The following is a 23,333-nucleotide window of genomic DNA, read 5'->3' as shown; positions in this document are numbered from 1 at the left end:
TACCTCTTTCTATAGCGATTCGGCAATTTCCGTCACGACAACCATATCAGTTGGCCATGGGGTATCAACGCCCCGAACTTTTTGATAGGGGTCAGCGCCCTTACCAGCAACAACAACAATGTCATTAGGGCCACTGGATTCAATGGCTTGGCGAATCGCTTCCCGACGATCAAGGACGTGATGGACATTCACTTTGTCGTGGTCAATATCTTGATCGATTTCATTAATAATGGCTTGTGGATCTTCAAATCCCGGATCATCGGTCGTCAAGAAGGCTTCATCGGCGTATTCGTTCAACACCTTCGCAAAACCTGCTCGGCGTGAGACCCCTTTGTCACCAGGGGATCCAACGACGACCAGTAGCCTTGGATGATTGTATTCGTTGTCAATAAAGTGCAACAGGGCCTTCATACTGCCGTAGTTATGGGCGTAATCAACATAAACGACCCCGTGTTCAGAAACGGCAAGGCGTTCCATCCGCCCAGGAATTTTAATTTTGGCAATGCCTGGGACCGCAGTCCGGGCATCGACGCCAGCTAGGCCAGCGCCAATGATGGCCGCGGTGGCATTACTTTCATTGAAGTCCCCAATCAGACTGAGTTCATAGTGGCCACCGATGTTTAAGGCCGCCGCTTTGTCCGTCACAGGAATAACGGTGAACTTGCTGGTGGCGGTGTCAGCTTCTTGGCTTTCGAAGCGGAAATCAATTGTAATATCATCCCGGGTTGGCTTAAAGTCTGTCGAAGCAAATAAGTAGATGCTCTCTGGATAAGTCGTGGTCGTTGCGGCCGCATACACTTCATCAAAGTGATCAGTCTCGGCGTTAATCACCACTTTACGGGCGTTCACAACAAGTTGCAGTTTATTGTGTAAGTAATTTTCGAAGTTAGGGTGCTCATTGGGGCCAATGTGGTCGGGCGTGATGTTCAAGAAGAACCCGACATCATAGGTCAGCCCAAAGACCCGATTACGCAAGTAGGCTTGTGATGAGACTTCCATGACTAAATGGGTCATCCCATTATCAACCGCTTCACGCATATCATGGAACAAGTCCAAGCTTTCTGGCGTGGTCAAATCAGACTTAAAGCGTTGATCAGGGTTAGGGCCCAAAATGCGATCAATCGTCGAAAACAGTGCCACGTGCTTAGGATGTGCTTCTTCGAGAATCCCACGCGTGAAGTAGGAAGCAGTCGTTTTACCTTTGGTCCCGGTATAAGCAATCACAAACAAATCGTCTTGTGGGAAGTCATAGAAAGCGGCGCCAAGAATCGCCATCGCTTTAGTGACGTTAGTGACAATCAGCGCATTCATCCCGTTGCCCTCAACATATGGCTTCTCAGCCACATAGGTTGTCGCGCCATTATCCTTGGCCATCGACAAATAGATTGGCCGGAAGTGGGTCCCTTTGCAGAAGAAAAGACTTGGGCCAGAGACCTTGCGGGAATCATAGGTAATCCCCGTCATTTCAACGTTAATGTCGCTTTGAACCGCGCTACTTTTTAACAGGTGATGCTCTTTGAGTAATAAGATACATGCATGTAATGATAATGCCATGTCAATCTCCTTATCTGGTATCGATTCGTTCGCGTGTCTGTGCTCGCTGATTACGTCCGCTTACACTCTGAAACTAAATTATATCATACTGGTTTGGTCGGAGTGACATGCGTCAAGCGAACGGTATATTCGCCATTAGGGGCAGCAACTGTCACCACCTGGCCTGGCGCTTGATTTAGCACAGCTGCACCCAGCGGCGAATCGCTGGCCAAGTTGTCAGGATTAAGGCGCGCTTCCGCTGGACCGACCAAATGATAGGTCTCCGTTTCACCTTCAGCCAGGAAAACGAGCGTGACATCCGTCCCAATGGCTGCATTGGCCCCAGTCGGTTCAGGAACCACTTGCGCATAGCGAATCAGCTTGTCCAAATATCGCAGGCGACTTTCTAAATGACGCAAATCTCGTTTGGCAGCACTGTATTCTGCATTCTCGGAAAGATCTCCCAAAGCACGAGCTGCCACTAATGCAGCAATTTTATCGGGCCGTTGGGCGGTTAAGGTCACAATTTCTTGTTTTAAAGCCGCCAAGCCATGGGCGGTAATTGGATGATACTGCATCTAATCGCTTCCTCGTTAGAACAAATTACTGAAGAATTCGACAATCCCCCGCCAAATCAAGACAAAGACGTTGGTTTTTTTGACGGTTTTTTGAGTGGCCATCGGCACGCTGAGCCGCTGACCGGAGACATTGGTCAGATAACTGGCATTCCCCGCCAAGCTCAACGTCCCAACGCGCGTGCCAGCTGTTTCAGGGGCAGAGAGCTGTTTCTTGGCGGCGGTGTATTGATACTGAACTTGAGTGGCTGACTTAGGGAGATAAATGGTCATACTTTTTGCGGGGGCAATCGCCACATGTTCTTGCGTCCCACGCTTAACGGCAATCTGCTTAGATGGCCCAGCGCTCGTGCCTGCCTTAAACACTGCCACTGGCACATATTCCCCGTAAACATACTTCATCAGTTGGGCAGTTTGTGAGAAGCGAACTTCATGATCAGGTCCGTTAGCGTGCATCACCACTGTAATCAGCCGCAGGCCATTTTTCTCAACCGTACCAGTAAAATTCGCTCCAGCTAGGTCGGTGGTCCCAGTTTTCAGGCCATCCACCGGTAAACTAGCATCATAGCTCGATAAACCTGGCAGCATGTGATTAAAATTCTCCATCATCGTATTATCGCTGTTACCCGAAGCAAACTTCAGCTTGGGAATTTTGGTGGTTTGGAGCACTTCTGGGAAATCGGTAATCAAATGTTGAGCCACGATGGCCACTGAGCGAGCTGACATACTATTCTCAGCGTTCGCACCAGTACCGGCCACAATGTCTTGTCCTAATTCACTATTATTCAACCCGGTGCTATTGACGATGGTGGCGTCTTGGATGCCCCACTTATGCAGTTGATTCTGCATTGCCGTAATGAACTGGGCCTGATTGCCACTTAAGGCATCCCCGAGCAACATCATAGCAGCGTTAGCGGAAGAGATTAATGCCGCTTGATAGAGGGCTTTAACAGTATACTTACCGTCAGAGCGGAGGGGTACGTTGGATAAGTTGGTATTTTGGCTGATACGATAACTCAGCGCATCAACGGCCACTTCTTGATCCCAGCTGAGCTTTCCAGACTTCACGGCATCAAGGACTAAATAAATGCCCACCATCTTTGTCATTGAAGCGATTGGCAAAGCCTGGTCGGCATTTTTGGCATAGAGAACTTGCCCCGTTTTGGCATCGATTGCCAAAGCAGCACGCGCATTCACATCAATAGTGCTGGCCGCCATCGCTTGATTGGGTAGTCCAAAACCAAGCAATACTGTGATGACCAGCGTTAATTTAACCCAAAATTTCTTCATTTACTTTGTCTCCTCGTGTGGTGATAGTGTTGCGCCCATTTTTAGTGGTAAATGCATGACAAAACTGGTCCGTTCTGGCGTTGATTCGGCATAGATATACCCACCGTGTAACGCCACAATGCTCTGAGCGATAGCCAGACCCAACCCAGTGCCACCGGTCTCTTGGGAGCGGGATTCTTCGACGCGATAGAACCGATCAAACAATTGGTTCAAGGCATCGTTAGGAATCTCGGGGCCATCGTTGGCCACATGAATGATGGCTTCTGAACCGACTTTTTCGGCCTCAAGCCAGATATGTTTGCCTCCCGAGCCATACTTCAAAGCATTCACAATTAAGTTATTAAACACACGCCCAAGTTTCTCCGTATCAGCTTCCATCATTAAGGGGTTCGGTTTACCGCTGACTGAGATGGTCATGCCCTTATGCGCGGCTTCGAGCTCAAAACTGGCGGCCAATTGTTCCAGCATGGCAACCATATTGAAACTCAAAATATTCAGCGGCGTCGTGGTTTGGCGGACCTTGGTGTATTCAAATAAGTCCTCCACCAGCACCTTCATTTGCTTCGCTTTGAGATAGGCTGTATGCGTGTACTTAAGCAGTTCATCCTCGCTGCGGAATTGGCGATCTTCAATCAAACCTAAATAACCAATGATTGACGTCAACGGCGTGCGAATATCATGTGAGACATTAGTAATCAGTTCATCCTTGCTCTGTTCAATCCGTCGTTCCTCTTCCATAGACTTCACAGTCGAATCAACCAAAGCATTAATGCTCGCAATCACTTTTTGCAAATCAGTATTCACTTCGAAACTAATCCGATGATCCAAGTGGCCATCTGCAATATAGTGGAGTTCCGCGATCACGTGGCGCATCTGCATTTGCCGATACCGCCGAATGAGTCGCCAGTACACGACGGCTGCATCCGCCACGCCCATCAAGGCAATAAACAGATTCCGCCAACTCCAGATATGAATCCCGGCACTGCCGAAGGTCACGCCGCTTTTCACGCCCCAAATAGCATTCTCAAGTTGCTGATTGCCCTGAATCATCTGCATCAGAATGACCACAACCGCAAGATTCAACATCAAAAGCAAAATGACGGTCACGATGCCTTCCACCAGCAGTTCAGACTTTTCTTTGGCGGTCAGATGTACTTTTTCCATTATTGTGCCGAAACCTTGTAACCAACGCCCCAAACAGTTTCGATAACCTTCTCGCCATCGGTGGCCTCTTCAATCTTATCGCGTAAGTGAGAGACGTGGACCATAACGGTCTTGGCCGAGATGATACTTTCTTGTTGCCAGACGCGTTCAAAAATCTCATCCGCAGAAAAGACCCGGTTCGGGTGGCTAGCTAGCAAGTACAAAATCCCAAACTCCAAGGCAGTTAGTTGAATCTGCTTACCTGTCAGGGTGGTTACTTCGTGGCTGTCCTTCTTAATGACTAAGGGACCGACTTCAAGGACGTCGGGTTCATCATTGGTGACGGCATTTTGGCTGCGGCGTAATAAACTCTTCACGCGCGCCATCACTTCCAGCGGGTTAAACGGCTTAGTCACATAGTCGTCTGCCCCGGTTATCAGGCCTTGAATCTTGTCCATATCGCCGGTTTTGGCCGAAACGATAATAATCGGGATTTGTGAGTCTTTCCGCACCTGCTTGACCACATCAATCCCCGATAGATTCGGCATCATGATATCCAGAATCATCAAGGCAATATCAGGGTTGGTGGCCAACTTGGTGATGGCTTCCTTACCAGAATAAGCGAGTACGGGTTCATAGCCTTCGTTTTTAACGTAGATACTCAAAAGTTCAACGATTTCTTTGTCATCATCCACAACCAGAATTTTCATGGTGGGTTCTCCTTCATTGTTCATATTGCCTTCATTGTACCAGATTGTTTCACCACGCAAAGGCCGGCCATGGTGGCTTAACCGAAATTTATAGGCACACAAAAACGCCTCTGACCACAGAATCAAAGTTCTGTGCCCAGAGGCGCTTGTAAGCCATGATTAAGCGATAGTGATGTTGGCTTGATTGATCCATTGATTGCCACCAACGCTGTAGAATGTTTGACCATTGATTAACGTCGTGCCAAAAGCTTTCCAGGTACTTCCCTTAGCCAACGTTTTGCTTGATTTCTTACCTTTACCATTGGTGATGGTCCAGATATTAGTCTTGGCCTTTGTTTTGACAGCTAGGCGCTTTGTTGCTGGTTGCGCTACAGCCTTAGTGCCCTTGTACAACCGAGCATAGTCGGTGAAAATCCCGTCAACACCAGAGTGCAAAACTTTTTGGACGTTGCTAGGATTCTCATGCCATTGCCATGGCATCACTTGCTTGCCATGTTGGTGCAAGTTAGCAATCATTCCGGCTGAAGTGGCTTCAAACGTGTTACTGATAATATCCACTGACTTCAACTGGTTATAATTTGGGGTCCAGAAATACGAATTCAAGAGGTACATCGTTGGAACGGCAGGGGCTAAGTGCTTCAAAGTGTTCAGTGAAGCGAGTGAGAATGATTCAAAAATCACCCGATGTTGTAACCCATAACGATTCACCAAGTTGACTAAAGAAGTTTCCACCCCTTCGCCGGCTCGGGTTTCAATCACAAATTTAACGTTTGCCCGTGAAGCATAGTGTGCAAACACTTGATCCAATGAATGCAACTTCTCACCATTGGCCATGCGCAAGTTTGACAGCACTGACCATGGGGTTTGCGTAATCGTCATTGCCTGTCCAGCCATGCGACTGGTGGTGTAATCATGGCTCACAACCAAGGTGCCATCAGCTGAACGCACTAAATCTTGTTCGATATAGTTGGCGCCGTCCGCTAAGGCGCGGTCATAGCTGGCAAAGGTATGTTCGGGCACGTTGAGATTCCCCGTCTCACCACGATGCCCAATCACGGTAAAGCCTGATGCTAAGATAAAAATGAGTGCGAAGGCACTCGTCAATAGTAGTTTTTTCATTATACCCTCCAAACAGCTAATAAATTTAGTGTAAAGGAAAACCGGCAAAACGCAAGTCAGAACGCATGAAAACCGGCAAAAAAACAGGGATGTGACAAAACTGTTCGTTTTGCCCATCCCTGTGCGTTCAATCGTATTATTGTGCGGAGTAATTGGGTGATTCTTTGGTGATCTGCACATCATGCGGATGGCTTTCCCGCAAGCCTGCACCAGAAATTTGGATGAATTGGGCATCGTTCGCCAGAGCTTCCAAGTTGGCAGCACCGACGTAACCCATGCCGGAGCGTAAGCCGCCGTCCATCTGGAAAATGACGTCAGCGAGACTGCCCTTGTACGCGACCCGACCTTCAATCCCTTCAGGTACCAACTTGTTGGCTTCATTGACGCCACTTTGGAAATAACGATCAGAACTGCCGTGGGCTTGTTCCATCGCGCCCAGACTACCCATGCCACGGTATGTCTTAAATCGGCGGCCTTGATAGATTTCAAATTGACCCGGCGCTTCATCTGTACCGGCGAGCATTGAACCCAGCATGACTGCGTTACCGCCAGCTGCCAAGGCTTTGACGATGTCACCAGAATACTTAATCCCGCCATCAGCGATGATGGTTTTGCCTAATTCACGGGCCACACTGGCAGCCTCATAAACGGCGGTGAGTTGGGGTACCCCGACGCCGGCCACAATCCGCGTGGTGCAAATGGAGCCAGGGCCAATCCCAACTTTAACAACATCGACGCCGGCCTCATATAAAGCCCGAGCGCCCTCAGCGGTAGCAACGTTACCAGCAATCAGTGTTGCTTCAGGGAAGTGGTCACGAATCTCGGCAATTTTGCGCAAGACACCAGCTGAATGGCCGTGAGCCGTATCAATCACAATGGCGTCAGCACCAGCGTCGAACAAGGCTTGCGCCCGTTCAAAGGTGTCAGACGTCACCCCAACGGCAGCCGCGACCAGCAAACGGCCGTGATCATCCTTGGCCGCATCGGGAAATTCGACCACTTTCTCAATATCTTTAATGGTGATAAGTCCGGATAAACGACCATCTTCATCAACCAGTGGTAATTTCTCAATCTTATGATGTTGCAAAATAGCTTCAGCCTCACCCAGTGAGGTGCCCGTTGGCGCCGTCACGAGATGTTCTTTCGTCATGACCGTATCAATGGCCACGCTTAAGTCATCGACATAGCGTAAATCCCGGTTAGTGATAATCCCGGTTAATTGCCGGCTGTCTTCATTATCGACAATCGGCACGCCACTAATGCGATACGTTTGCATTAATTCATCCGCGGCGCTAACAGGATCAGTTGCAGTCAGGAAAAATGGATCAATGATGACACCATTTTCTGAACGCTTCACCTTCAGGACCTCAGCAGCTTGGGCAGCAATGCTCATATTCTTATGGATAACCCCGAGGCCACCTTGGCGAGCCATCGCAATCGCCATGTTAGCTTCGGTAACAGTATCCATACCCGCAGAAATAATTGGGATGTTCAGCTTTAAATTCTTAGCGAGTTGAACCGACAAATCAACATCATGGGGCAACACGTGACTTTCAGCAGGGACCAACAAGACATCATCAAACGTGAAACCGCGGCGTGCAAATTTTGTTTCCCAATTATTCAAATTAATGCCCTCTTTCAAAAATTTTGTTTATCAGCATAGCATGTGGGTCAGAAGGCGTCAATTCTTTCTGAAAACACCTTGAAAAAGCCTAATTGGTGGGGATTCTCGCATTAAGTCTTTCTCATAATGAGTAAATTTTCCCGAACATTATGTCTGTGTGATTCATTTCACAACGATAAAGTTCGTCAATCCTGAGATTTTGCCAGAAATCAAAAAATAATGTTCGTTTCTTTGTGTGCCAAAGACACAGGTTCAATCAGCCAACTTTTGAGATTCTGTCTGTCGTCAAATCACGTATTGGCTGTGAAACAACTCAATTTTTGGGGGCCGCCTTGACGGAAACTGTTTCAGGTGTTAATTTTAACTTGTGCTCTAAAAGAAACAAAACAGAACATAAAGGCACAAGGAGAAACTCATGCTGAAACGAGAACGGTTACTTACGATTCAAAACCTAGTTGAGAAAAAAGGCATCGTAACCGTTAGCGAAATCGAGCAGGCGTTAGGCGTTTCCAAGATGACGGTTCGCCGGGACTTGGATGAGCTCGCGGATAATCAAACGCTCATTCGGATTCACGGCGGCGCGCAAAGCAAGCACTATGTGAAGACCACAGAACTTTCGCGGTTGGAACGGCGTGACTTGAATGTGGCAGAGAAACAACAAATTGCCACCATCATTACCAGCTTAATCGCTCCAGGTGACACGGTCTTTATCGGACCGGGCACCACCAACGAGCTGGTCGCCGATGCGTTATCGATCAGCGATGTCAACATCATTACCAATAGCCTGCCGGTGTTTGAGAGTTTTCAAAACCACGCTAAGCGGACGAAGATTCAACTCATCGGCGGCCACTATCACGCTCGCACCGGTGCTTTCATTGGGAGTATCACAGTGGAAATGCTTGAACGGCTGCGGCCCACCAAGGCATTTATCAGTGTCAGTGGGCTTGACGGTGACGCGGTAATGGATGAAAACGTGGATGAAGGTCAAGCCTTGGCCATCGCCCTTAACCAGGCCGCCAAGCGCTACATCGTCAGTGATCACACGAAGTTAAATCGCACCGCGTTTTATCGGTTCTACGATTTGAGCGAATGCGATGCCCTGATTACCGACGGCGACATCCCCAAACCAGATTTGGCCCGTTACGCCAATCTGACAACAGTTCTTACTTCCCCGATTGTTCGGGTCTAACTTATGGCAACAACTTTAAAAAAATTTTTGGAGGTCTATCATGACTGTTACTTTAACTGAAGGTCAATACAAGCACCTGGTAAATTTGTCGAACGACAAGAACGTTATTTCTGCTCTGGCTATCGATCAACGTGGTTCAATCAAGAAGATGATTGCTAAGGCTGCAAAGTCTGAAGCCAACGAAACAGAAATCGTCCACTTTAAGGAAGCTGTTTCTGAAGAATTAACACCATACGCTAGCTCAATTCTGCTTGACCCTGAATATGGCTTACCAGCCAGCAAGTTACGTGCAGCCAACGCTGGCCTCCTGCTCGCCTACGAAAAGACGGGTTACGATGCCACTGAACCTGGTCGCCTGCCAGATATCATCGCTAACCAATCCGCCCTTCGGATTCAAGAAGAAAACGGTGACGCCGTTAAGTTCTTGCTGTACTACGATGTGGACGAAAGCGATGAAATCAACGATCAAAAGAAAGCCTTCATCGAACGTGTCGGTGCTGAAGCTAAGGAGAACAACTTACCATTGTTCCTTGAATTAGTTTCATACGATGCCAACATGGATAGCGTTACCGATGCTGAATTTGCTAAGGTAAAGCCACACAAGGTTATCGAAATGACCAAGGAATTCAGCAAGCCTCGTTACAACGTTTCTGTCTTGAAGCTTGAAGTACCTGTTAACCAAAAGTATGTTGAAGGCTTCACCGAAGGCAGCAACGAAGCTGTTTACACCCAAGACGAAGCTAAGAAGTATTACAAGGAACAAAGTGATGCCACTGACTTACCATTCATCTTCTTGTCAGCCGGCGTTTCAAACGCTCTCTTCATCCAAGAACTTGAATTCGCTCACGAAGCTGGTTCAACCTTCAACGGTGTCCTTTGTGGCCGTGCCACTTGGAAGGACGCTATCGAACCTTATGCCACTCAAGGTGACGCTGCTGGCCGTCAATGGTTACGGACAGAAGGTAAGGCTAACATCGAACGCTTGAACGATGCCTTAGCTAAGACCGCTACCCCTTGGACCGACAAAGTCGTTAAGGGCTAGAGTGTGAAAACTCGCGGTTAACAACTGAGCACGTTTAGAAATCAAACATCCCCAAAAGAATCGACGACAATGTGATGTTGTCGCCGATTTTTTTGTGACATGATGAAAGCGCTACATTAAAAAGGAGGCCTAACCATGATTTTAACTGTAACCATGAATCCCTCGATTGATATGGCTTATCCTGTGAAGCATCTGGAGATTGATACCGTCAATCGTGTCGCTAACGTTCGCAAAACGGCCGGAGGTAAAGGCCTGAATGTTTCTCGCGTGATTGCCCTGATGAATCGGCCAATTACCGCTACGGGGGTATTAGGTGGGTATTTCGGCCAATACATTGAGCACCAGCTTGATTTAACGCACATCGCACACAGTTTCACCCACATTGATCAAGAAACGCGCAATTCAATCGCCATTTTGCATGATGACGGCGACCAAACTGAATTGTTGGAAGCTGGGCCAGTGCTGACCGCTGAGGATACGGCTGCTTTTCTCAAACATTTTGAATCATTGCTCGAATCAGCTGATATTATCACCATCTCAGGCAGCTTGCCCGGCGGCTTACCCACCGACTTCTATGCCCAGATGATTGCGATTGCAGATCAGCATCATGTGAAAGTTCTACTTGATGCCTCCGGTGAAGCTTTAAAGGCCGGCATTGCTGCTGACATCAAACCTCTGCTGATTAAACCTAATGAAACCGAGTTAGCCGCTCTCTTGCATACACCAGTCGATAAGCATAACTATCCAGCCTTGAAGCAACACCTGTCATCACCAGTATTTGCCGGCGTTGAATGGATTGTGGTCTCTCTCGGGGCTGCGGGTGCATTCGTCAAGCACAATACTGATTTCTATAAAGTGACCATTCCAAAGATTAACGTCGTCAACCCAGTTGGCTCCGGTGATTCCACGACTGCCGGCTTAGCTATGGCCTTAGAGGCCGGTGAAGACGACGCCACAGTAATGAAAACCGCCATGACCACTGGTATGTTAAATACCATGGAAGCAGAAACGGGCTTTGTTAATCCTGATTTATTTGATGAATACTTCGCCAAAGTTACCGTCGAGAAGTTCTAAATAAAAATCGCGACTCAACGAGTCGCGATTTTTTAATGCCTGATTTTTGTCCACACCACATGGACCAGGAGGCCAATGAGCAACCAAAACAAGAGGTTTAAGACGAGAAATGCATTCAGCCAGTACAGGCCGCCCGTTGGCAAGAAAGCCATGATCAGGATTGCTATTGTATAAACGACGATACCTGGCCACCAAGATGTCGCTCGCAAGCGTCCCAAGCGATAGCGATTCACTAATAGAATGGCCACTAAAATGGTGAGAATTGGAAACACAATGTTCCAAAGCGCTAATGACATGTCCCTCACTCCTTTTTAGGAAAGAAGATCACCCGCGTGTAATACAGTGCATAACCAAGTGGGACAGCGGTGGCCAGGAGCAAAATAAGCAGCAAGCTCAAGCGCAGCGGCCACATCCCCACAATCAACCAAATCCAAAAACCAGCGAACAGATAAAACGGCACAAGCCACAAAAATCTGCGGAACTTGGACTTCTTTGGATTCTCGAGATAAGGCGAAAGTAAGAGATCAAGCATCCTTCTCACCTCCAATCACGTTAGCGTTTGTTGGCACTGGCCTTTTGGTCATGATACGTGCCAAAGGCGACAAAAGCCCCAAGCAGGCCGACAACTAATTCACCTGCCGCTTGCCAATAATTGTGACCAACAAAGCTAGCGATGGCAAAGCCCACCAACACCAATGCCAGTACTGCAAAGAAATATACCTTCCACATATTTTTCGCCCTCGATTTCCATACCAATCATTATTTGATACCGTCAGCATAGGTCCAGTCGCTTCCCCTGTCAATCAAACAACCCCTAACAAAAATGTCACTTTGCGACTAGACCAATAAAAAAATCCGCGCATGGCGGATTTTTTTGGTTATTGTGGGCTGAAAACGCCACGCAGGCCGTATTGGCGTTTGAGCAACCAATGGGCCCCGTAAGCAACTGCCGCAAGGACGGCATCCGCAATCCAGCTCATCGCGCTCGTCACAGGACTCTTGATCTGCCCAACGGTACTTGAGAGCAAGGAGAACAGCAGGATAATCAACATCGCGCCAATCAGAATCTGCCACATTGGCCGCCGTTGATCTTTAGGTGAACGGGTCCATTCATTGTAGTAACTGAAGACGAACCCAGCCATCAACGCCATCAGCAGCATTGGCACTAAGCCCCCGGCACCGGTGACGGACTTGGGATTGAAGTATGCCCCCACCCCGTACACCAGGGCAAACAAACTCAAGAAGAACAGTGACATGTCAGTCGCTACCAGCCAATATGGCTGTTTCTTCACTGGCTTGGGCGCATTGAGGATACTTTCTACTTTGACCGTGACCGGCCCATATAATTGAGTGGCTGGCTTACCTTGCTTCTGGGCGGCCAGCATCTCTGGTAACATTTCTGCCAAAATGGTTTGTTGTTGTGCTTCAGGAATGGCATGGTCGTTCAATTCCCGGCGGAACTTGAAAATATAATCATCATTTTTCTTACTTAATTGACCAATCAACGCCTCAACATCGACGGTCGGTTGGTTGTCGGTAGTTTCTGTTTCAGCCAAAAATCGTTCCTCCTCTAGACATTAAAGCGGAATTCGATGATGTCGCCATCTTCCACTTCGTATTCTTTACCTTCAGACCGGTAACGGCCGGCTTCTTTGACAGCTGCCACACTGCCATATTTGTCGAGATCAGCAAAGGACATGGTTTCGGCCCGAATAAATCCGCGTTCGAAATCTGAATGAATAATCCCGGCCACTTGTGGTGCTTTCATGCCACGTTTGAACGTCCAGGCCTTCGTTTCCTTGCCACCAGCAGTGAAGAAGGTCGCCAGTCCCAACAAGTGATAGCTGGCCTTAATCAACTTGTCCAAACCAGATTCGGACACCCCTTCAGCAGCTAAGAAGTCAGCTTTGTCAGCGTCATCGAGTTCAGCAATTTCTTCTTCTGTCCGGGCTGAGACAGCAATCACTTCAGCGCCTTCTTTGGCTGCGTAGTCTTCAATGAGCTTAACGTATGGTGAGGCATCTGGGTCAGCCATGTCGTCTTCTGCAATATTAGCCACATATAAAACAGGCTTGCTGGTTAATAAGAACAGACCTTTGACAATCTTTTGTTCATCCTTGTCGAGATCAATACTCCGAACAGCGCCGCCTTCATCAAGGACGGGCTTAATCTTTTGCAGGACGGCAAATTCTGCTTCAGCTTCTTTATCCTTGGTCCGCGCAATCTTTTCAACGCGAGCATAGCGCTTGTTGACGCTATCCAAATCAGCCAGGCTCAACTCTAAATTGATGGTTTCGATGTCATCTAATGGATCAACTTTGCCGGTGACACTGGTGATTTCATCGTCATCAAAGGCACGCACAACATGGACAATGGCATCCACTTGGCGAATGTTTTCCAGGAACTTGTTTCCTAGACCTTCACCCTTTGAAGCCCCCTTCACGATTCCGGCAATGTCGGTAAATTCGAATGTGGTAGGAATGATTTTCTTAGCAGGAATGAGTTCATCAATCCGAGCTAAACGAGCGTCGGGCACTTCAACCATACCGACGTTTGGATCAATTGTGGCGAAGGGATAGTTCGCCATTTCAGCGCCCGCCTTCGTAATTGCGTTAAAAAGGGTTGATTTCCCGACGTTGGGTAACCCCACGATACCTGCTGTTAAAGCCATGTAAGTCCACTCTTTCTGTTTTTTTATTGGTTGTGCTGAGAATAGGCTGTCTCACCTAAACGCGCTTGCAAGCACAATCATCTCCGTCCAACTTGTCCCGCAATCGACCTAACCCGTCGATTTTTCGGGCCTGTGTTGGTACTCGATGATTCCCGTGCTTACTCGCGCTCTAAAACTTTTTTCAATTTTTTATCAAACTCACCGCGGGGCATCATAACAATGTGGCCGCAACCAGTGCATTTGATTTTAATATCCATGCCTAAGCGAATAATTTCAAAGCGATTGGTCCCGCAGGCATGGGGCTTTTTCATTTGGACCATATCATGTAATTCGTACATCACAATACCTCCGTTAGTCGATATTGACATCTAACAAAGCCAGAATCCGATTCAAATCAGTCTCAGAAACAAAATCAATTTCGATTTTGCCCTGGCCTTTCCGGTTAGCCGCAATATTCACCTTGGTGCCAAAGCGATCGCCAAGTTGGTTCTCGCTGGCCCGTAAGTAAGGTGATTTTGGGGTTTGTTTGGCCGCTGGTTTCTTTGCGGCATGGTTCAACTGATTGATGAGCTGCTCCAATTGACGCACGGTCAATTGTTCTTTAACTGTGCGTTTCGCCACTGCCACCAGACGCGATTTGTCTTTTAAGGACAATAACGTCCGAGCCTGACCCATGGCGAGTTTGCCTTGATCCAAAAGTTGTTTCACTTCGTTAGGCAGGGTCAACAACCGCAAATAATTGGCGATATAGGGCCGACTTTTGCCGAGGCGATCAGCCACCTCAGCTTGGGTCAAATGCAGCCGCTTAATCAGCGTATCATAGGCCTGCGCTTCTTCCAAGGCAGTCAAGTCTTCACGTTGCAAGTTCTCAAGAACTGCAACTTCCATCATGGCTGCCTCATCGAAGTCACGCACAATGGCCGGAATTGTGTCCTTACCGGCTAGCTTTGAAGCCCGAAACCGGCGTTCACCGGTGATGATTTCATAGCCGTTCACACTTTTGCGGACAATGATGGGTTGAAAGACGCCGCTTTGTTTAATCGAAGCACTCAATTCAGCCAGTGCTGCTTCGTCAAACGTCTTGCGCGGCTGATAAGGGTTAGGCCGAATATCGGCCAAAGGCAATGATTCAACATTATCGGTTGCGACTGCTGGGCTTTCAAAGTCGGAGAAAATGGCATCAATGCCCCGACCAAGCCCTTTATTATTCTTATTTGCCATGAGCTTCGAGGACCTCCTTGGCCAAATCTTGGTAAACTTCAGCGCCACGAGACTTTGGATCATAATCAATGATTGGTTGCCCATAGCTTGGGGCTTCAGCTAAGCGCGTAATCCGCGGAATGATGGTCGCATACACTTTGTCACCAAAATACGACTGCACTTCATTAATCACTTGCGCGCCCAAATTCGTCCGAGCATCATACATGGTCAACAAGACCCCTTCAATGCTCAGGTTTGGATTGAAGTGCTTCTGCACGAGTCGAATTGTATTGAGCAATTGGCTCAAGCCTTCCAGCGCATAGTATTCACTTTGAACGGGAATCAGAATCGAATCACTGGCGGTAAAGGCGTTAATCGAAAGCTGACCTAATGAAGGTGGGCAGTCAACTAACACATAATCATAATCATCTTGAACAGGTTCTAACCCCAGCTTCAGTCGCATTTCACGGGCCATTTGGCTGGTTAATTCAATTTCAGCCCCGGCCAATTGAATGGTTGCCGGCACGATATCCAAATTCTCGTTTTTGGTGTGCAGAATGGTGTCTTGAATTGGCACTTCGTTGACCAATAAGTCATAAATATCTTGTTCAACCTGGGCCTTTTGAATGCCGAGCCCACTGGTCGCATTTCCCTGCGCATCGGCGTCAATGATTAAGACGCGTTTTCCCATACTGGCGAGGCAAGCACCCAAATTGATGGTTGTTGTTGTTTTACCCACGCCGCCTTTTTGATTTGCAATTGCAATTACATGTGCCATTAGGGCTAGTCCTCCGTCTTTGGGATTTCGATGACAAAACGATAAACATCTTTGTCCTCTTCTTCACGAGAAGTAATGGTCATCCCAGATTGTTCAACCATACTGAGCGACTGCCGAATCGTGTTAATGGCCAAGCGTGGATCTTGGCCACCAAGACTCTTCGCTTTGCTTTTGGCCTTTTTAGCTGGCTTTGCTTTCGGAGTCGTCGGCTTGACTTCTTCCTCATCAGGGGCTGCTTGGACCTCAGGTTGCGGATCGACAATCTCAGTGACGGCCGCATAGGTTTCTTTAACGGTTAAACCCTCAGCCATAATCCGGTGGAGCATCAATTGTTGATGATAATCGTCCAACTTCAACAATTCCCGGCCGTGGCGTTCGCTAATTTCATTGTTCAAAATGGCATTCTGGGCGGGCTCTGATAGTTTCAAAAGCCGTAATTTATTCGCAATAAAGGACTGGCTCTTCCCCATCTGTTCAGCTAAAGCACTTTGGGTAATATGATTAAGACTCATCAAATCGGCGTAGGCTTGAGCCTCTTCAATCGCCGTTAACCCTTCCCGTTGCAGATTTTCAATCAGAGCCATGGATGCTGATTCAGAATCAGACATCTTCTGGACAATTGCTGGCGCCGTTTCGAAATTCAACGTTTGCATCGCCCGGAAACGCCGTTCACCGGCAATAATTTCATAATGCTCGGGTTCATATTCCCGTAACACAATAGGTTGGAGTAAACCGTGCTCTTTAATAGTCTGGGCTAAGTCGTCGATTGCGCCTTGTGCGAAAACCTTCCGCGGTTGGAAACGGTTCGGCACAATTTGATGCAGAGGCACGTCTCGAACGACTGTCTTATCAGGAACCTCTTCTTTTTTTCGATTGAAAAATAATGCCATCATTGGCCTCCTAATGGTTGTTTACTTGGCGTCCCTGGCTTCCGCGGGAAACGGGCCGGTGTGGCCTTCACCTTATCAATAATCAACAAGTGGCGCGCGTCTGTCAGACCTGGCAGCACAACTTGTTTGTCTGCGGCCAACTTACCACCTAATTGCATCAGTGCTGGCTCAGCTTCAGTCAATTCTTGGTCGGTTTGCGCAGCTTTCATCGCGACAAACTGACCATGTAATTTAACCAGCGGTAAGCACAGTTCAGCTAAGACATTCAGTGGTGCTACCGCCCGAGCAGTGACTAAGTCAAAGTTTTCCCGGTGGACACTGCGTTTACCGCCGAACGTTTCCGCACGGTCATGGTATAGCGCCACGCCTTCCAGATTCAATTGAGCGACTAAACGGGATAAGAACCCAATCCGCTTATTGAGGGAATCCACAATCGTGATGCTTAGTTGAGGAAAAGCAATCTTGAGCGGAATTGATGGGAACCCAGCTCCGGAGCCAACATCGCACAAGGATAATGCTTCAGTCTGCAAAGCTGGTACTTCTAGCGCTAGGGTCAGGGAATCATAGAAATGTTTTAAGTAAACTTCTGGCTCAGCCGTAATACCGGTCAGGTTCATTTTCTCGTTTTCTTCAACGAGATAAGTATAGTAAAGATGAAATTGCTGCATTTGATCAGCGGTTAAGTTGATACCAACCGCTGCCAGGGCCGCTTGGAAAGCTTCTGGATTCATTGTGGCCTCCATTATCTCTGCCTAAAATCGTGAAACAACCTTGTTTCACGTACCTTTTCATTCTAACTTACACTACTTTTATGTACAAGCCAATTTACCGCTTTGTTTCACGTGGAACACCGACGGCCATGCTGGCGGTCTTGACTGCCTCAAGCATGGTATTTTACCCGCAGCTGTGCTATATTAAGCCAAAATACAAAAGGAGCGATGACGACAGTGGCTGATGATAAATTAATCAAGATTGCCTACCTCTATGAGGACCTGATGAACACTTACGGGGATAGCGGCGACGTGAAGATCCTCCGCTATTTACTCAATAAGGACGGCTATGAAGTCCAAGTGGACAATGTCAGCCTGGACGCCAAGTTTGATGCGAACGATTACGATTTTCTCTTCTTTGGCGGTGGCCAAGATTATGAGCAAACCGTGGTCGCAAAGGACTTACTACGGCATCAAAGCACCATGAAAGACTACATTGAAGCTGGCAAGCCAATGTTGGCCATCTGTGGTGGCTATCAGTTACTTGGCAGCTACTACAAGATGATTGACGGAACCGTCATTGATGGACTGGGCATCCTGCCACTGCATACCGTCTTCAAACCTGATAGTCGCATGATTGGCGACACTGAATTCGAAACAGAATTCGGCCCGGTCAAGGCCTTCGAAAACCATAGCGGTCGCACCTACTTCGATGATAAAGATAAACTGAAACCCCTCGGCAAAATGATTCAGGGTTATGGCAACAATCCCGACGACGGCGTGGAAGGCATGCGGTACAAGGGCGTCATTGGTAGCTATGCCCATGGCCCAATCTTGCGGAACGAAAACATCGCAAAAGCCGTAGCGAAAATGATTATTGACAATCATAACGCGCGCTTGGCTACTCCAGCGCAAGCATAAGAAAAGGAGTTGTGACAAAACTATGTTTTGTCACAACTCCTTTTTAGTTTCTGAACAAACTGTCTTTTGTCGCACCTGGTTTTAGTTGAAGATAATCGGATAGCGATCGCCAGCTGACCCCTTGCCAACAACCCGTTGACGCAGAATCGTTTGCCACTGATCCCGTGGGGCCTTGGTGATATCATTCAGATACAATTCTCGGTGCGCGGTGTCAGTGGTATCAATCTCAAAAGGCGTGCTCTCAATAAAGTGCTTCAACATATCAATCGTGGCTTGGTTAATGAGACCCACATGTCCAATCTGAGCTTCAAGGCCTTCTTCGAAGCGGCCGTAATGAATTTTCTTAATAATCGGATTTGTTGCGCCGAGCTGTTCGATGGCCGCATCAACAGCCGCCTTCGGCATAAAGTTAGGGTGCTTCATCAGCATCTCGTAATCTTTATGGGGACTCGTGAAGTCACCATGCCAACTGACATTGAGTGGGTAGTGATTATAGTTCCGGAAACCCTCAATCTCAATGCCGTGATCCGGTGCTTCTGTCATAAATTGACCCAAAGTTAACATCGCTGCCGCATCTTGCATGAATTGATCAGACTGTTCATCGCCTGATCCACTTAGCATGATGTAGTTGCGTTCACCCAATTGCACGACCGAGCCGTTCTGTGTATCAGTTGTGTACTCGTCCGTTTCCATCTCTGACCAATCGAATAAAAATGCCATCTCGGCGCCTCCTCATGTATTTGAGGCAAATATACCACCGACTTGACATTTTATCTCGTTTCGAGACTTCAGCGGTGATATTTCGCGGTTAGCTAATGGTCTGCTTCAATCAAATCACCTGCTTGGGCGCCTGCGTCTAACTTATAAATGCGTTCCACTTTAATGACCACAGCCGCAATAGCATCAGGTAAGTGACGCGCTTCAGCAAATGCCTGCGCGTCTTTAAAAATTTGGTCCTCATCGTGGAACTCAACCGTGCCCTCAAACCGAAAGCCTTTTAAGGCTGGTCGATCCACAACGGCCACGGCTGCCTTACCATTCTGGTGCAAATTATGCCATGCCTGTTTGCCGGTCTCTTCGTTGTAAATCAAATGGGTCTCATCAAAAACCCGCATGGTGCCTTTCGGTCCTACTTGCGGATTGCCGTCTTCGTCAACGGTGGCGAGGAAATTCAGTTGCTCACCAATCATCTTTTGCATTTCTGGCGTTAATGTTGCCATTAAATCAGCTCCCCTTTTACTAACTTTTTGTAACCATCTTCAGTGTAACAGATTCCAGGCCATTTGTTTACTCAATTTTAGTTAGTTAAACATATAACAAGCATAATTAATGCCATCAATTCGTGATAGGCTATACTGGAAATAAGTCAAACAAGGAGTGCTGGTATTATGCGAGATGAGTTGGATGAATTGTACGAGGCGGCCCGCCAAGAACTTGAGGATTATCGAACCCTTTGCGCCACACAAAAAGCACTTGACCCAACAACCTCGGATCAAGTGCAAGCTGCGTTGACAAGTCTGATTGCGCGGACTCGGCAAAATTATAATGAACATTATTTATTATGGCGTTGCCAAGTATTAATGACACAAGCACCGGCAGACCGGTCCTTACCAAATTTACTTTGAAGCGGCCCGTTCTTCAACGGCTTGCGCAATCAACGCATCTGCTTCTTCATCGGTGATGACAAATTTGCTCATCACCATTTTTTTCGTCCGGGGTAAATCATGATCTACCAGTGCTTCTTTAGCGTAATCAACTACAATTTGCGGATCCCAGACCAAAGGGTCCGCACTTTCTTTGGCCGGATTACGCCAGAAATCATAAATCAGCAAGACCAAGACAACCCCAATCGCGACGCCTAGCCCACCGAGGGTCAGAACTTCTGGATGTCCCTGGCGAAACAGGTTAATCACAGCCACAATTAGGACGATTAGCAAGAGCGCCAAGCTGATTTTTTGACCAGTTAATTTAGGATTATGCACGATACTCAGTCCAATCTGGAATTTTTAGGGCGGATCACAAGATAAGGCGAGGTCGCCAGCAGCCAGCAGTTTGGCCCGCGCCTCGCCTTATTCACACATAACATCGTACTAGAGATGGGCTAAGATGGTGTACTTACCCACCTTCTGGGGATCAGAAACAGCCGTCACTTTAGGGTCACCGGCCGCTTCATAGAACACAGCGAACTGCCCATTGGCATCGCGGGCGACCACTAATCCCTCATCAACAGCGTGGTCAACTTTGTAGATTTCAGCACTGCGTCGTGCTTCTTGGTAGTCATAGTTACTAGCAAGTGCATCGCCAGGATTAAAGAAAATAATCTCATCCATCGCTATCCCACCTTTCTAACGCAATTATACCAGCCTCAGCCCGACCAAACAGCTAAAGCTTCTCAACTGAGGTTATCAGTTCTTTGGCGAAATTAACCAGCAAAGGCATTGTTTCGTCGGAAACTCCTTGTTCAATTTTGACGGTAGTCGCACCTTGGATGGCACCACTAGCCCGTAAGTTCGCCGTAAATAGTGCCGGGGCAGTGTTATAATCCTCGCCATAATACGGGTCGCCGGTCCCCACCACGCCAAAAATGAGTGGTTTTTGGGAGAAGTCGGTCGCCGATAAATCGAGGAAAAAGTCTTCCGTTTCTTCCGGAATCGTGCCCCCTGTCCAGGTATAAGTTGCCAGTGCGACGGCATCATATTCCTTCAGTGATTCCGCAGCTGTCTGCTGCATTTCAGCCATGGTGACATCAATATTTCTGTATTCAAAGTATTGTTGCAAAACCCGCGCCATTCCCAGAGCATTGCCGGTAATGGACGCATATAGAATTAATACCCGCATGTGCGATCACCTCTACGTTCAGTATACGCAACTGACCGACAATGTAAAAGCTTACACATTCGTTGTTGCAGGCACTGTCCCATCATCACTTGGCGTTTGCAACCAGTTACCTAGTTCATCATGAAACGGACTATTCTTCGTGACAAATTGGGCGACTGGCGATTCTGCGTATTGATCGAGCAGATTCGCACCCGGTGCAATCAACAAGACGCCTAACACCAAGCTAATGATTAAATAGTGCATCCCACCAGAAAGCACCATCCCCGCCAAGCCATTGATTTGCCGGACCACCGGCAAATGGGTCAGGATGCGCGTCCAAGAAATGACCACTCGCACTAGGAGCCGCGCCACAATCAGAATCACAAAGAACGCGATGATGACGGCTGTCATCGAAGGGGCTTGTACCCCTGCGCTCTGATTCAGGTTTTGGAACCAGGATGCCAACCCACTAGCGCCACCCAAGGCGACTGCAATCGCAAGAATGTTACCGATCAAACTCAAAATCACCGCCACAACCCCGCGGTGATAGCCACCAACAGCAGCTAACAACAACCATACAATAATAATCCCACTGAGAATCACGATAGCCACTCCTCTATTTGTAATATCTTCTAAGTATAAAAAAATAAGCCGGGGTGACCACCGACTTAAGCCTAATTTATGCAATTTTTACAGAATCATCAGCGTGAAGAATGAAATGGACCGCGTCAGCGACTTCCTTCTGAGTATAGAACTTCACCATTGGACGGTCGCCATGTTCATCCACTTCAATCACGGGCTCGAATCCAGAGAAACGCCGCAATTCTTGGCGTAACCAGGCATCCCAGACTTGAGTAACTAGGCCACGATTTTGATTTAAATTCTTGCGCAAGATTAACTGCTTGTTATCCCACACACGCACCTTCATTTGTCGGTTTGGCTGACTAGCAGCCAGTTCGTTAAGATAATCATATGTTGTCATTCTACACACCTCATTTCAAGTCCACGGCGGTATCATTTTGTTAGCCTAATTATACCAAACGTTTGTTCGATTTAAAAGCAGTTTGTTTCACTGTGCGCAGTCCGGTGAAATTAGGTATACTAGAAACAGACTTAGAGGGGGTAGTATTTTTGGCCGACAATCAACAAATCAGCAACTTTTCACATGAAATCATCGAATTTCAACGGAAGAATAATCTGAACGATGCCGAGATGGCGTTGAATAGCCACGTTTCTGTGGAACACATCCACAATATCAAGGCAATGCGTGAAGTCCCCGATCCGACAGTAGTTGCCAACTTACGGAACTACATGGAACACAAACCCAAGGGTAAATAAGCTAACAATAGCTAAACCAAAAGGCCTCTGAGCGACAGCAATGTCAGCTCAGAGGCCTTTTGATATGACGGTTTAATCTTCATCTTCCAGGGGATCAATCCGCACGAACGTATCATTGGGAATGCGCAGAATCGAGAAGCGTTGGGCATTATGGCCCACATGCATGCCTAACCCGTTTAAGAATGTTGGCTTATAGGTGCCAGTATACGTGGCCACATAAGCTTTTTCAGTAATTTTGTCCATCTTGGTTAAAGTCTTTTTGGACCAGGGATAACCTGAAGCTGCAATGGTCAGGGGTTCTGGTCCGTCGGCAATCGTGGCGTTGCGGCTGGTAATTTCGTATTTGGCACCTTCCGTCCAGTAAGTAAAGTAGCGGACGGGGTCCTTACCATTCCCAGAGCGCACGGCAACATAATATGAATGCGTGTCACCAGTTTGCAGGACCAGATTGGCATAGCTGTGTTTAACGCTGATGGTTGAAGTATCCCCATAATCCACCGGCCGCAACCAGGTGACCCAAGACATTCCCCAAAGCAGTCCAAACAGCACCAAAACCTCAACAATGTCAGTCACAATTGTACTGGCTGCTCGCCGTTGACCCGAAACAATCATCTTGATGTGTCGGGACCGGATATTCATCACAATAAAAATCAGATAAACCAAAATGAGCAGCCACGCAATCAGGCCAATTAGATTCCAAAGATTCATT

The 23,333-nt window shown here is 47.7% G+C and carries 31 protein-coding genes; 6 read left to right on the top strand and 25 right to left on the bottom strand.

Translation table 11 applies throughout. The features are described from left to right. Positions 1 to 9 precede the first annotated feature (9 nt). The 7 genes from FC34_RS07070 to guaB all read right to left on the bottom strand — a co-directional run bounded on the left by FC34_RS07070 (position 10) and on the right by guaB (position 7,994). On the bottom strand, positions 10 to 1,554 hold the full coding sequence (locus tag FC34_RS07070) for a UDP-N-acetylmuramoyl-L-alanyl-D-glutamate--2,6-diaminopimelate ligase (RefSeq protein ID WP_057894717.1): 1,545 nt from the start codon (positions 1,552 to 1,554) through the stop codon (positions 10 to 12). An 83-nt stretch (positions 1,555 to 1,637) separates the two neighbouring features. Next, entirely contained in the window at positions 1,638 to 2,111 is a 474-nt protein-coding gene (greA, locus tag FC34_RS07065; protein WP_057894716.1) for a transcription elongation factor GreA, read from the bottom strand. A 15-nt stretch (positions 2,112 to 2,126) separates the two neighbouring features. Continuing rightward, positions 2,127 to 3,398, bottom strand: a complete 1,272-nt coding sequence (locus FC34_RS07060) for a serine hydrolase (RefSeq protein WP_057894715.1) — start codon at positions 3,396 to 3,398, stop codon at positions 2,127 to 2,129. Continuing rightward, complete coding sequence (locus FC34_RS07055; protein WP_476703238.1) at positions 3,399 to 4,562, bottom strand: sensor histidine kinase; 1,164 nt, start codon at positions 4,560 to 4,562, stop codon at positions 3,399 to 3,401. Next, complete coding sequence (gene croR, locus FC34_RS07050; protein WP_057894714.1) at positions 4,562 to 5,251, bottom strand: response regulator transcription factor CroR; 690 nt, start codon at positions 5,249 to 5,251, stop codon at positions 4,562 to 4,564. The genes FC34_RS07055 and croR overlap by 1 nt, the downstream gene beginning before the upstream one ends. Before the next feature lie 159 nt (positions 5,252 to 5,410). Continuing rightward, positions 5,411 to 6,370, bottom strand: coding sequence for a glycerophosphodiester phosphodiesterase family protein (locus FC34_RS07045; protein ID WP_057894713.1), 960 nt, complete (start codon positions 6,368 to 6,370; stop codon positions 5,411 to 5,413). A gap of 136 nt (positions 6,371 to 6,506) precedes the next feature. Further along, positions 6,507 to 7,994, bottom strand: a complete 1,488-nt coding sequence (guaB, locus tag FC34_RS07040; RefSeq protein ID WP_057894712.1) for an IMP dehydrogenase — start codon at positions 7,992 to 7,994, stop codon at positions 6,507 to 6,509. 415 nt (positions 7,995 to 8,409) lie between these two features. On the opposite strand from guaB, the gene FC34_RS07035 reads away from it, so the two are divergent. From FC34_RS07035 to FC34_RS07025, 3 genes are all read left to right on the top strand, one after another. Then, a complete protein-coding gene (locus tag FC34_RS07035) occupies positions 8,410 to 9,183 on the top strand; it encodes a DeoR/GlpR family DNA-binding transcription regulator (RefSeq protein ID WP_057894711.1) in 774 nt (257 codons plus the stop codon). A gap of 40 nt (positions 9,184 to 9,223) precedes the next feature. Further along, a complete protein-coding gene (gene lacD, locus FC34_RS07030) occupies positions 9,224 to 10,225 on the top strand; it encodes a tagatose-bisphosphate aldolase (protein ID WP_057894710.1) in 1,002 nt (333 codons plus the stop codon). Between the two features lie 135 nt (positions 10,226 to 10,360). Continuing rightward, positions 10,361 to 11,299, top strand: a complete 939-nt coding sequence (locus FC34_RS07025; RefSeq protein WP_057894709.1) for a hexose kinase — start codon at positions 10,361 to 10,363, stop codon at positions 11,297 to 11,299. A 32-nt stretch (positions 11,300 to 11,331) separates the two neighbouring features. On the opposite strand, the gene FC34_RS07020 is transcribed toward FC34_RS07025, so the two are convergent. From FC34_RS07020 to rsmG, 10 genes are all read right to left on the bottom strand, one after another. Further along, the gene (locus FC34_RS07020) at positions 11,332 to 11,595 is read right to left on the bottom strand and encodes a hypothetical protein (RefSeq protein WP_057894708.1); all 264 of its coding nucleotides are present in this window, start codon (positions 11,593 to 11,595) and stop codon (positions 11,332 to 11,334) included. A 5-nt stretch (positions 11,596 to 11,600) separates the two neighbouring features. Next, a complete protein-coding gene (locus FC34_RS07015; protein WP_057894707.1) occupies positions 11,601 to 11,831 on the bottom strand; it encodes a hypothetical protein in 231 nt (76 codons plus the stop codon). Between the two features lie 20 nt (positions 11,832 to 11,851). Beyond that, positions 11,852 to 12,028 (bottom strand): hypothetical protein, encoded by a 177-nt coding sequence (locus tag FC34_RS09695; protein ID WP_157052269.1) that lies wholly within the window; start codon positions 12,026 to 12,028, stop codon positions 11,852 to 11,854. 149 nt (positions 12,029 to 12,177) lie between these two features. Further along, a complete protein-coding gene (locus tag FC34_RS07010) occupies positions 12,178 to 12,855 on the bottom strand; it encodes a DUF1129 domain-containing protein (protein ID WP_057894706.1) in 678 nt (225 codons plus the stop codon). Positions 12,856 to 12,869: 14 nt separating this feature from the next. Further along, positions 12,870 to 13,970: a redox-regulated ATPase YchF gene (gene ychF, locus FC34_RS07005; protein ID WP_057894705.1), complete on the bottom strand. Its 1,101-nt coding sequence runs from the start codon at positions 13,968 to 13,970 to the stop codon at positions 12,870 to 12,872. Positions 13,971 to 14,128: 158 nt separating this feature from the next. Then, a complete protein-coding gene (locus FC34_RS07000; RefSeq protein ID WP_057894704.1) occupies positions 14,129 to 14,308 on the bottom strand; it encodes a DUF951 domain-containing protein in 180 nt (59 codons plus the stop codon). 13 nt (positions 14,309 to 14,321) lie between these two features. After that, positions 14,322 to 15,191, bottom strand: coding sequence for a ParB/RepB/Spo0J family partition protein (locus FC34_RS06995; protein WP_057894703.1), 870 nt, complete (start codon positions 15,189 to 15,191; stop codon positions 14,322 to 14,324). Next, on the bottom strand, positions 15,181 to 15,948 hold the full coding sequence (locus tag FC34_RS06990; protein ID WP_057894702.1) for a ParA family protein: 768 nt from the start codon (positions 15,946 to 15,948) through the stop codon (positions 15,181 to 15,183). The genes FC34_RS06995 and FC34_RS06990 overlap by 11 nt, the downstream gene beginning before the upstream one ends. A 5-nt stretch (positions 15,949 to 15,953) precedes the next feature. Beyond that, positions 15,954 to 16,838: a nucleoid occlusion protein gene (gene noc / locus FC34_RS06985; RefSeq protein WP_057894701.1), complete on the bottom strand. Its 885-nt coding sequence runs from the start codon at positions 16,836 to 16,838 to the stop codon at positions 15,954 to 15,956. Continuing rightward, positions 16,838 to 17,569: a 16S rRNA (guanine(527)-N(7))-methyltransferase RsmG gene (gene rsmG, locus FC34_RS06980; protein ID WP_057894700.1), complete on the bottom strand. Its 732-nt coding sequence runs from the start codon at positions 17,567 to 17,569 to the stop codon at positions 16,838 to 16,840. The genes noc and rsmG overlap by 1 nt, the downstream gene beginning before the upstream one ends. A gap of 216 nt (positions 17,570 to 17,785) precedes the next feature. Here rsmG and FC34_RS06975 point away from each other — a divergent pair, with 216 nt between their 5' ends. After that, positions 17,786 to 18,469, top strand: coding sequence for a type 1 glutamine amidotransferase (locus FC34_RS06975; RefSeq protein WP_157052273.1), 684 nt, complete (start codon positions 17,786 to 17,788; stop codon positions 18,467 to 18,469). An 81-nt stretch (positions 18,470 to 18,550) separates the two neighbouring features. On the opposite strand, the gene FC34_RS06970 is transcribed toward FC34_RS06975, so the two are convergent. Both FC34_RS06970 and FC34_RS06965 read right to left on the bottom strand, forming a co-directional pair. Then, positions 18,551 to 19,189, bottom strand: a complete 639-nt coding sequence (locus tag FC34_RS06970) for a hypothetical protein (RefSeq protein ID WP_057894698.1) — start codon at positions 19,187 to 19,189, stop codon at positions 18,551 to 18,553. A 92-nt stretch (positions 19,190 to 19,281) separates the two neighbouring features. Beyond that, a complete protein-coding gene (locus FC34_RS06965; protein WP_057894697.1) occupies positions 19,282 to 19,689 on the bottom strand; it encodes a pyridoxamine 5'-phosphate oxidase family protein in 408 nt (135 codons plus the stop codon). A 168-nt stretch (positions 19,690 to 19,857) separates the two neighbouring features. Here FC34_RS06965 and FC34_RS06960 point away from each other — a divergent pair, with 168 nt between their 5' ends. Then, on the top strand, positions 19,858 to 20,094 hold the full coding sequence (locus FC34_RS06960; RefSeq protein WP_057894696.1) for a hypothetical protein: 237 nt from the start codon (positions 19,858 to 19,860) through the stop codon (positions 20,092 to 20,094). On the opposite strand, the gene FC34_RS06955 is transcribed toward FC34_RS06960, so the two are convergent. The 5 genes from FC34_RS06955 to FC34_RS06935 all read right to left on the bottom strand — a co-directional run bounded on the left by FC34_RS06955 (position 20,086) and on the right by FC34_RS06935 (position 22,268). Next, positions 20,086 to 20,451: a hypothetical protein gene (locus FC34_RS06955; protein ID WP_057894695.1), complete on the bottom strand. Its 366-nt coding sequence runs from the start codon at positions 20,449 to 20,451 to the stop codon at positions 20,086 to 20,088. The two genes, FC34_RS06960 and FC34_RS06955, sit on opposite strands and share 9 nt — an antisense overlap. Positions 20,452 to 20,559: 108 nt before the next feature. Continuing rightward, a complete protein-coding gene (locus tag FC34_RS06950) occupies positions 20,560 to 20,799 on the bottom strand; it encodes a hypothetical protein (RefSeq protein WP_057894694.1) in 240 nt (79 codons plus the stop codon). Positions 20,800 to 20,851: 52 nt separating this feature from the next. Then, a complete protein-coding gene (locus FC34_RS06945) occupies positions 20,852 to 21,307 on the bottom strand; it encodes a flavodoxin domain-containing protein (protein ID WP_057894693.1) in 456 nt (151 codons plus the stop codon). A gap of 51 nt (positions 21,308 to 21,358) precedes the next feature. Then, on the bottom strand, positions 21,359 to 21,898 hold the full coding sequence (locus FC34_RS06940; protein WP_162259771.1) for a CvpA family protein: 540 nt from the start codon (positions 21,896 to 21,898) through the stop codon (positions 21,359 to 21,361). Positions 21,899 to 21,965: 67 nt separating this feature from the next. Then, positions 21,966 to 22,268, bottom strand: coding sequence for a hypothetical protein (locus FC34_RS06935; RefSeq protein WP_057894691.1), 303 nt, complete (start codon positions 22,266 to 22,268; stop codon positions 21,966 to 21,968). A gap of 149 nt (positions 22,269 to 22,417) precedes the next feature. Here FC34_RS06935 and FC34_RS06930 point away from each other — a divergent pair, with 149 nt between their 5' ends. Further along, a complete protein-coding gene (locus FC34_RS06930; protein WP_057894690.1) occupies positions 22,418 to 22,624 on the top strand; it encodes an LBP_cg2779 family protein in 207 nt (68 codons plus the stop codon). Between the two features lie 72 nt (positions 22,625 to 22,696). On the opposite strand, the gene FC34_RS06925 is transcribed toward FC34_RS06930, so the two are convergent. Continuing rightward, positions 22,697 to 23,332 (bottom strand): LVIS_2131 family protein, encoded by a 636-nt coding sequence (locus FC34_RS06925; protein WP_057894689.1) that lies wholly within the window; start codon positions 23,330 to 23,332, stop codon positions 22,697 to 22,699. Position 23,333 lies beyond the last annotated feature (1 nt).

This window comes from Lacticaseibacillus brantae DSM 23927 (assembly GCF_001436115.1).
In the GTDB taxonomy this organism is placed as follows: domain Bacteria; phylum Bacillota; class Bacilli; order Lactobacillales; family Lactobacillaceae; genus Lacticaseibacillus; species Lacticaseibacillus brantae.
This window is presented reverse-complemented; position numbering and strand designations above follow the sequence as displayed.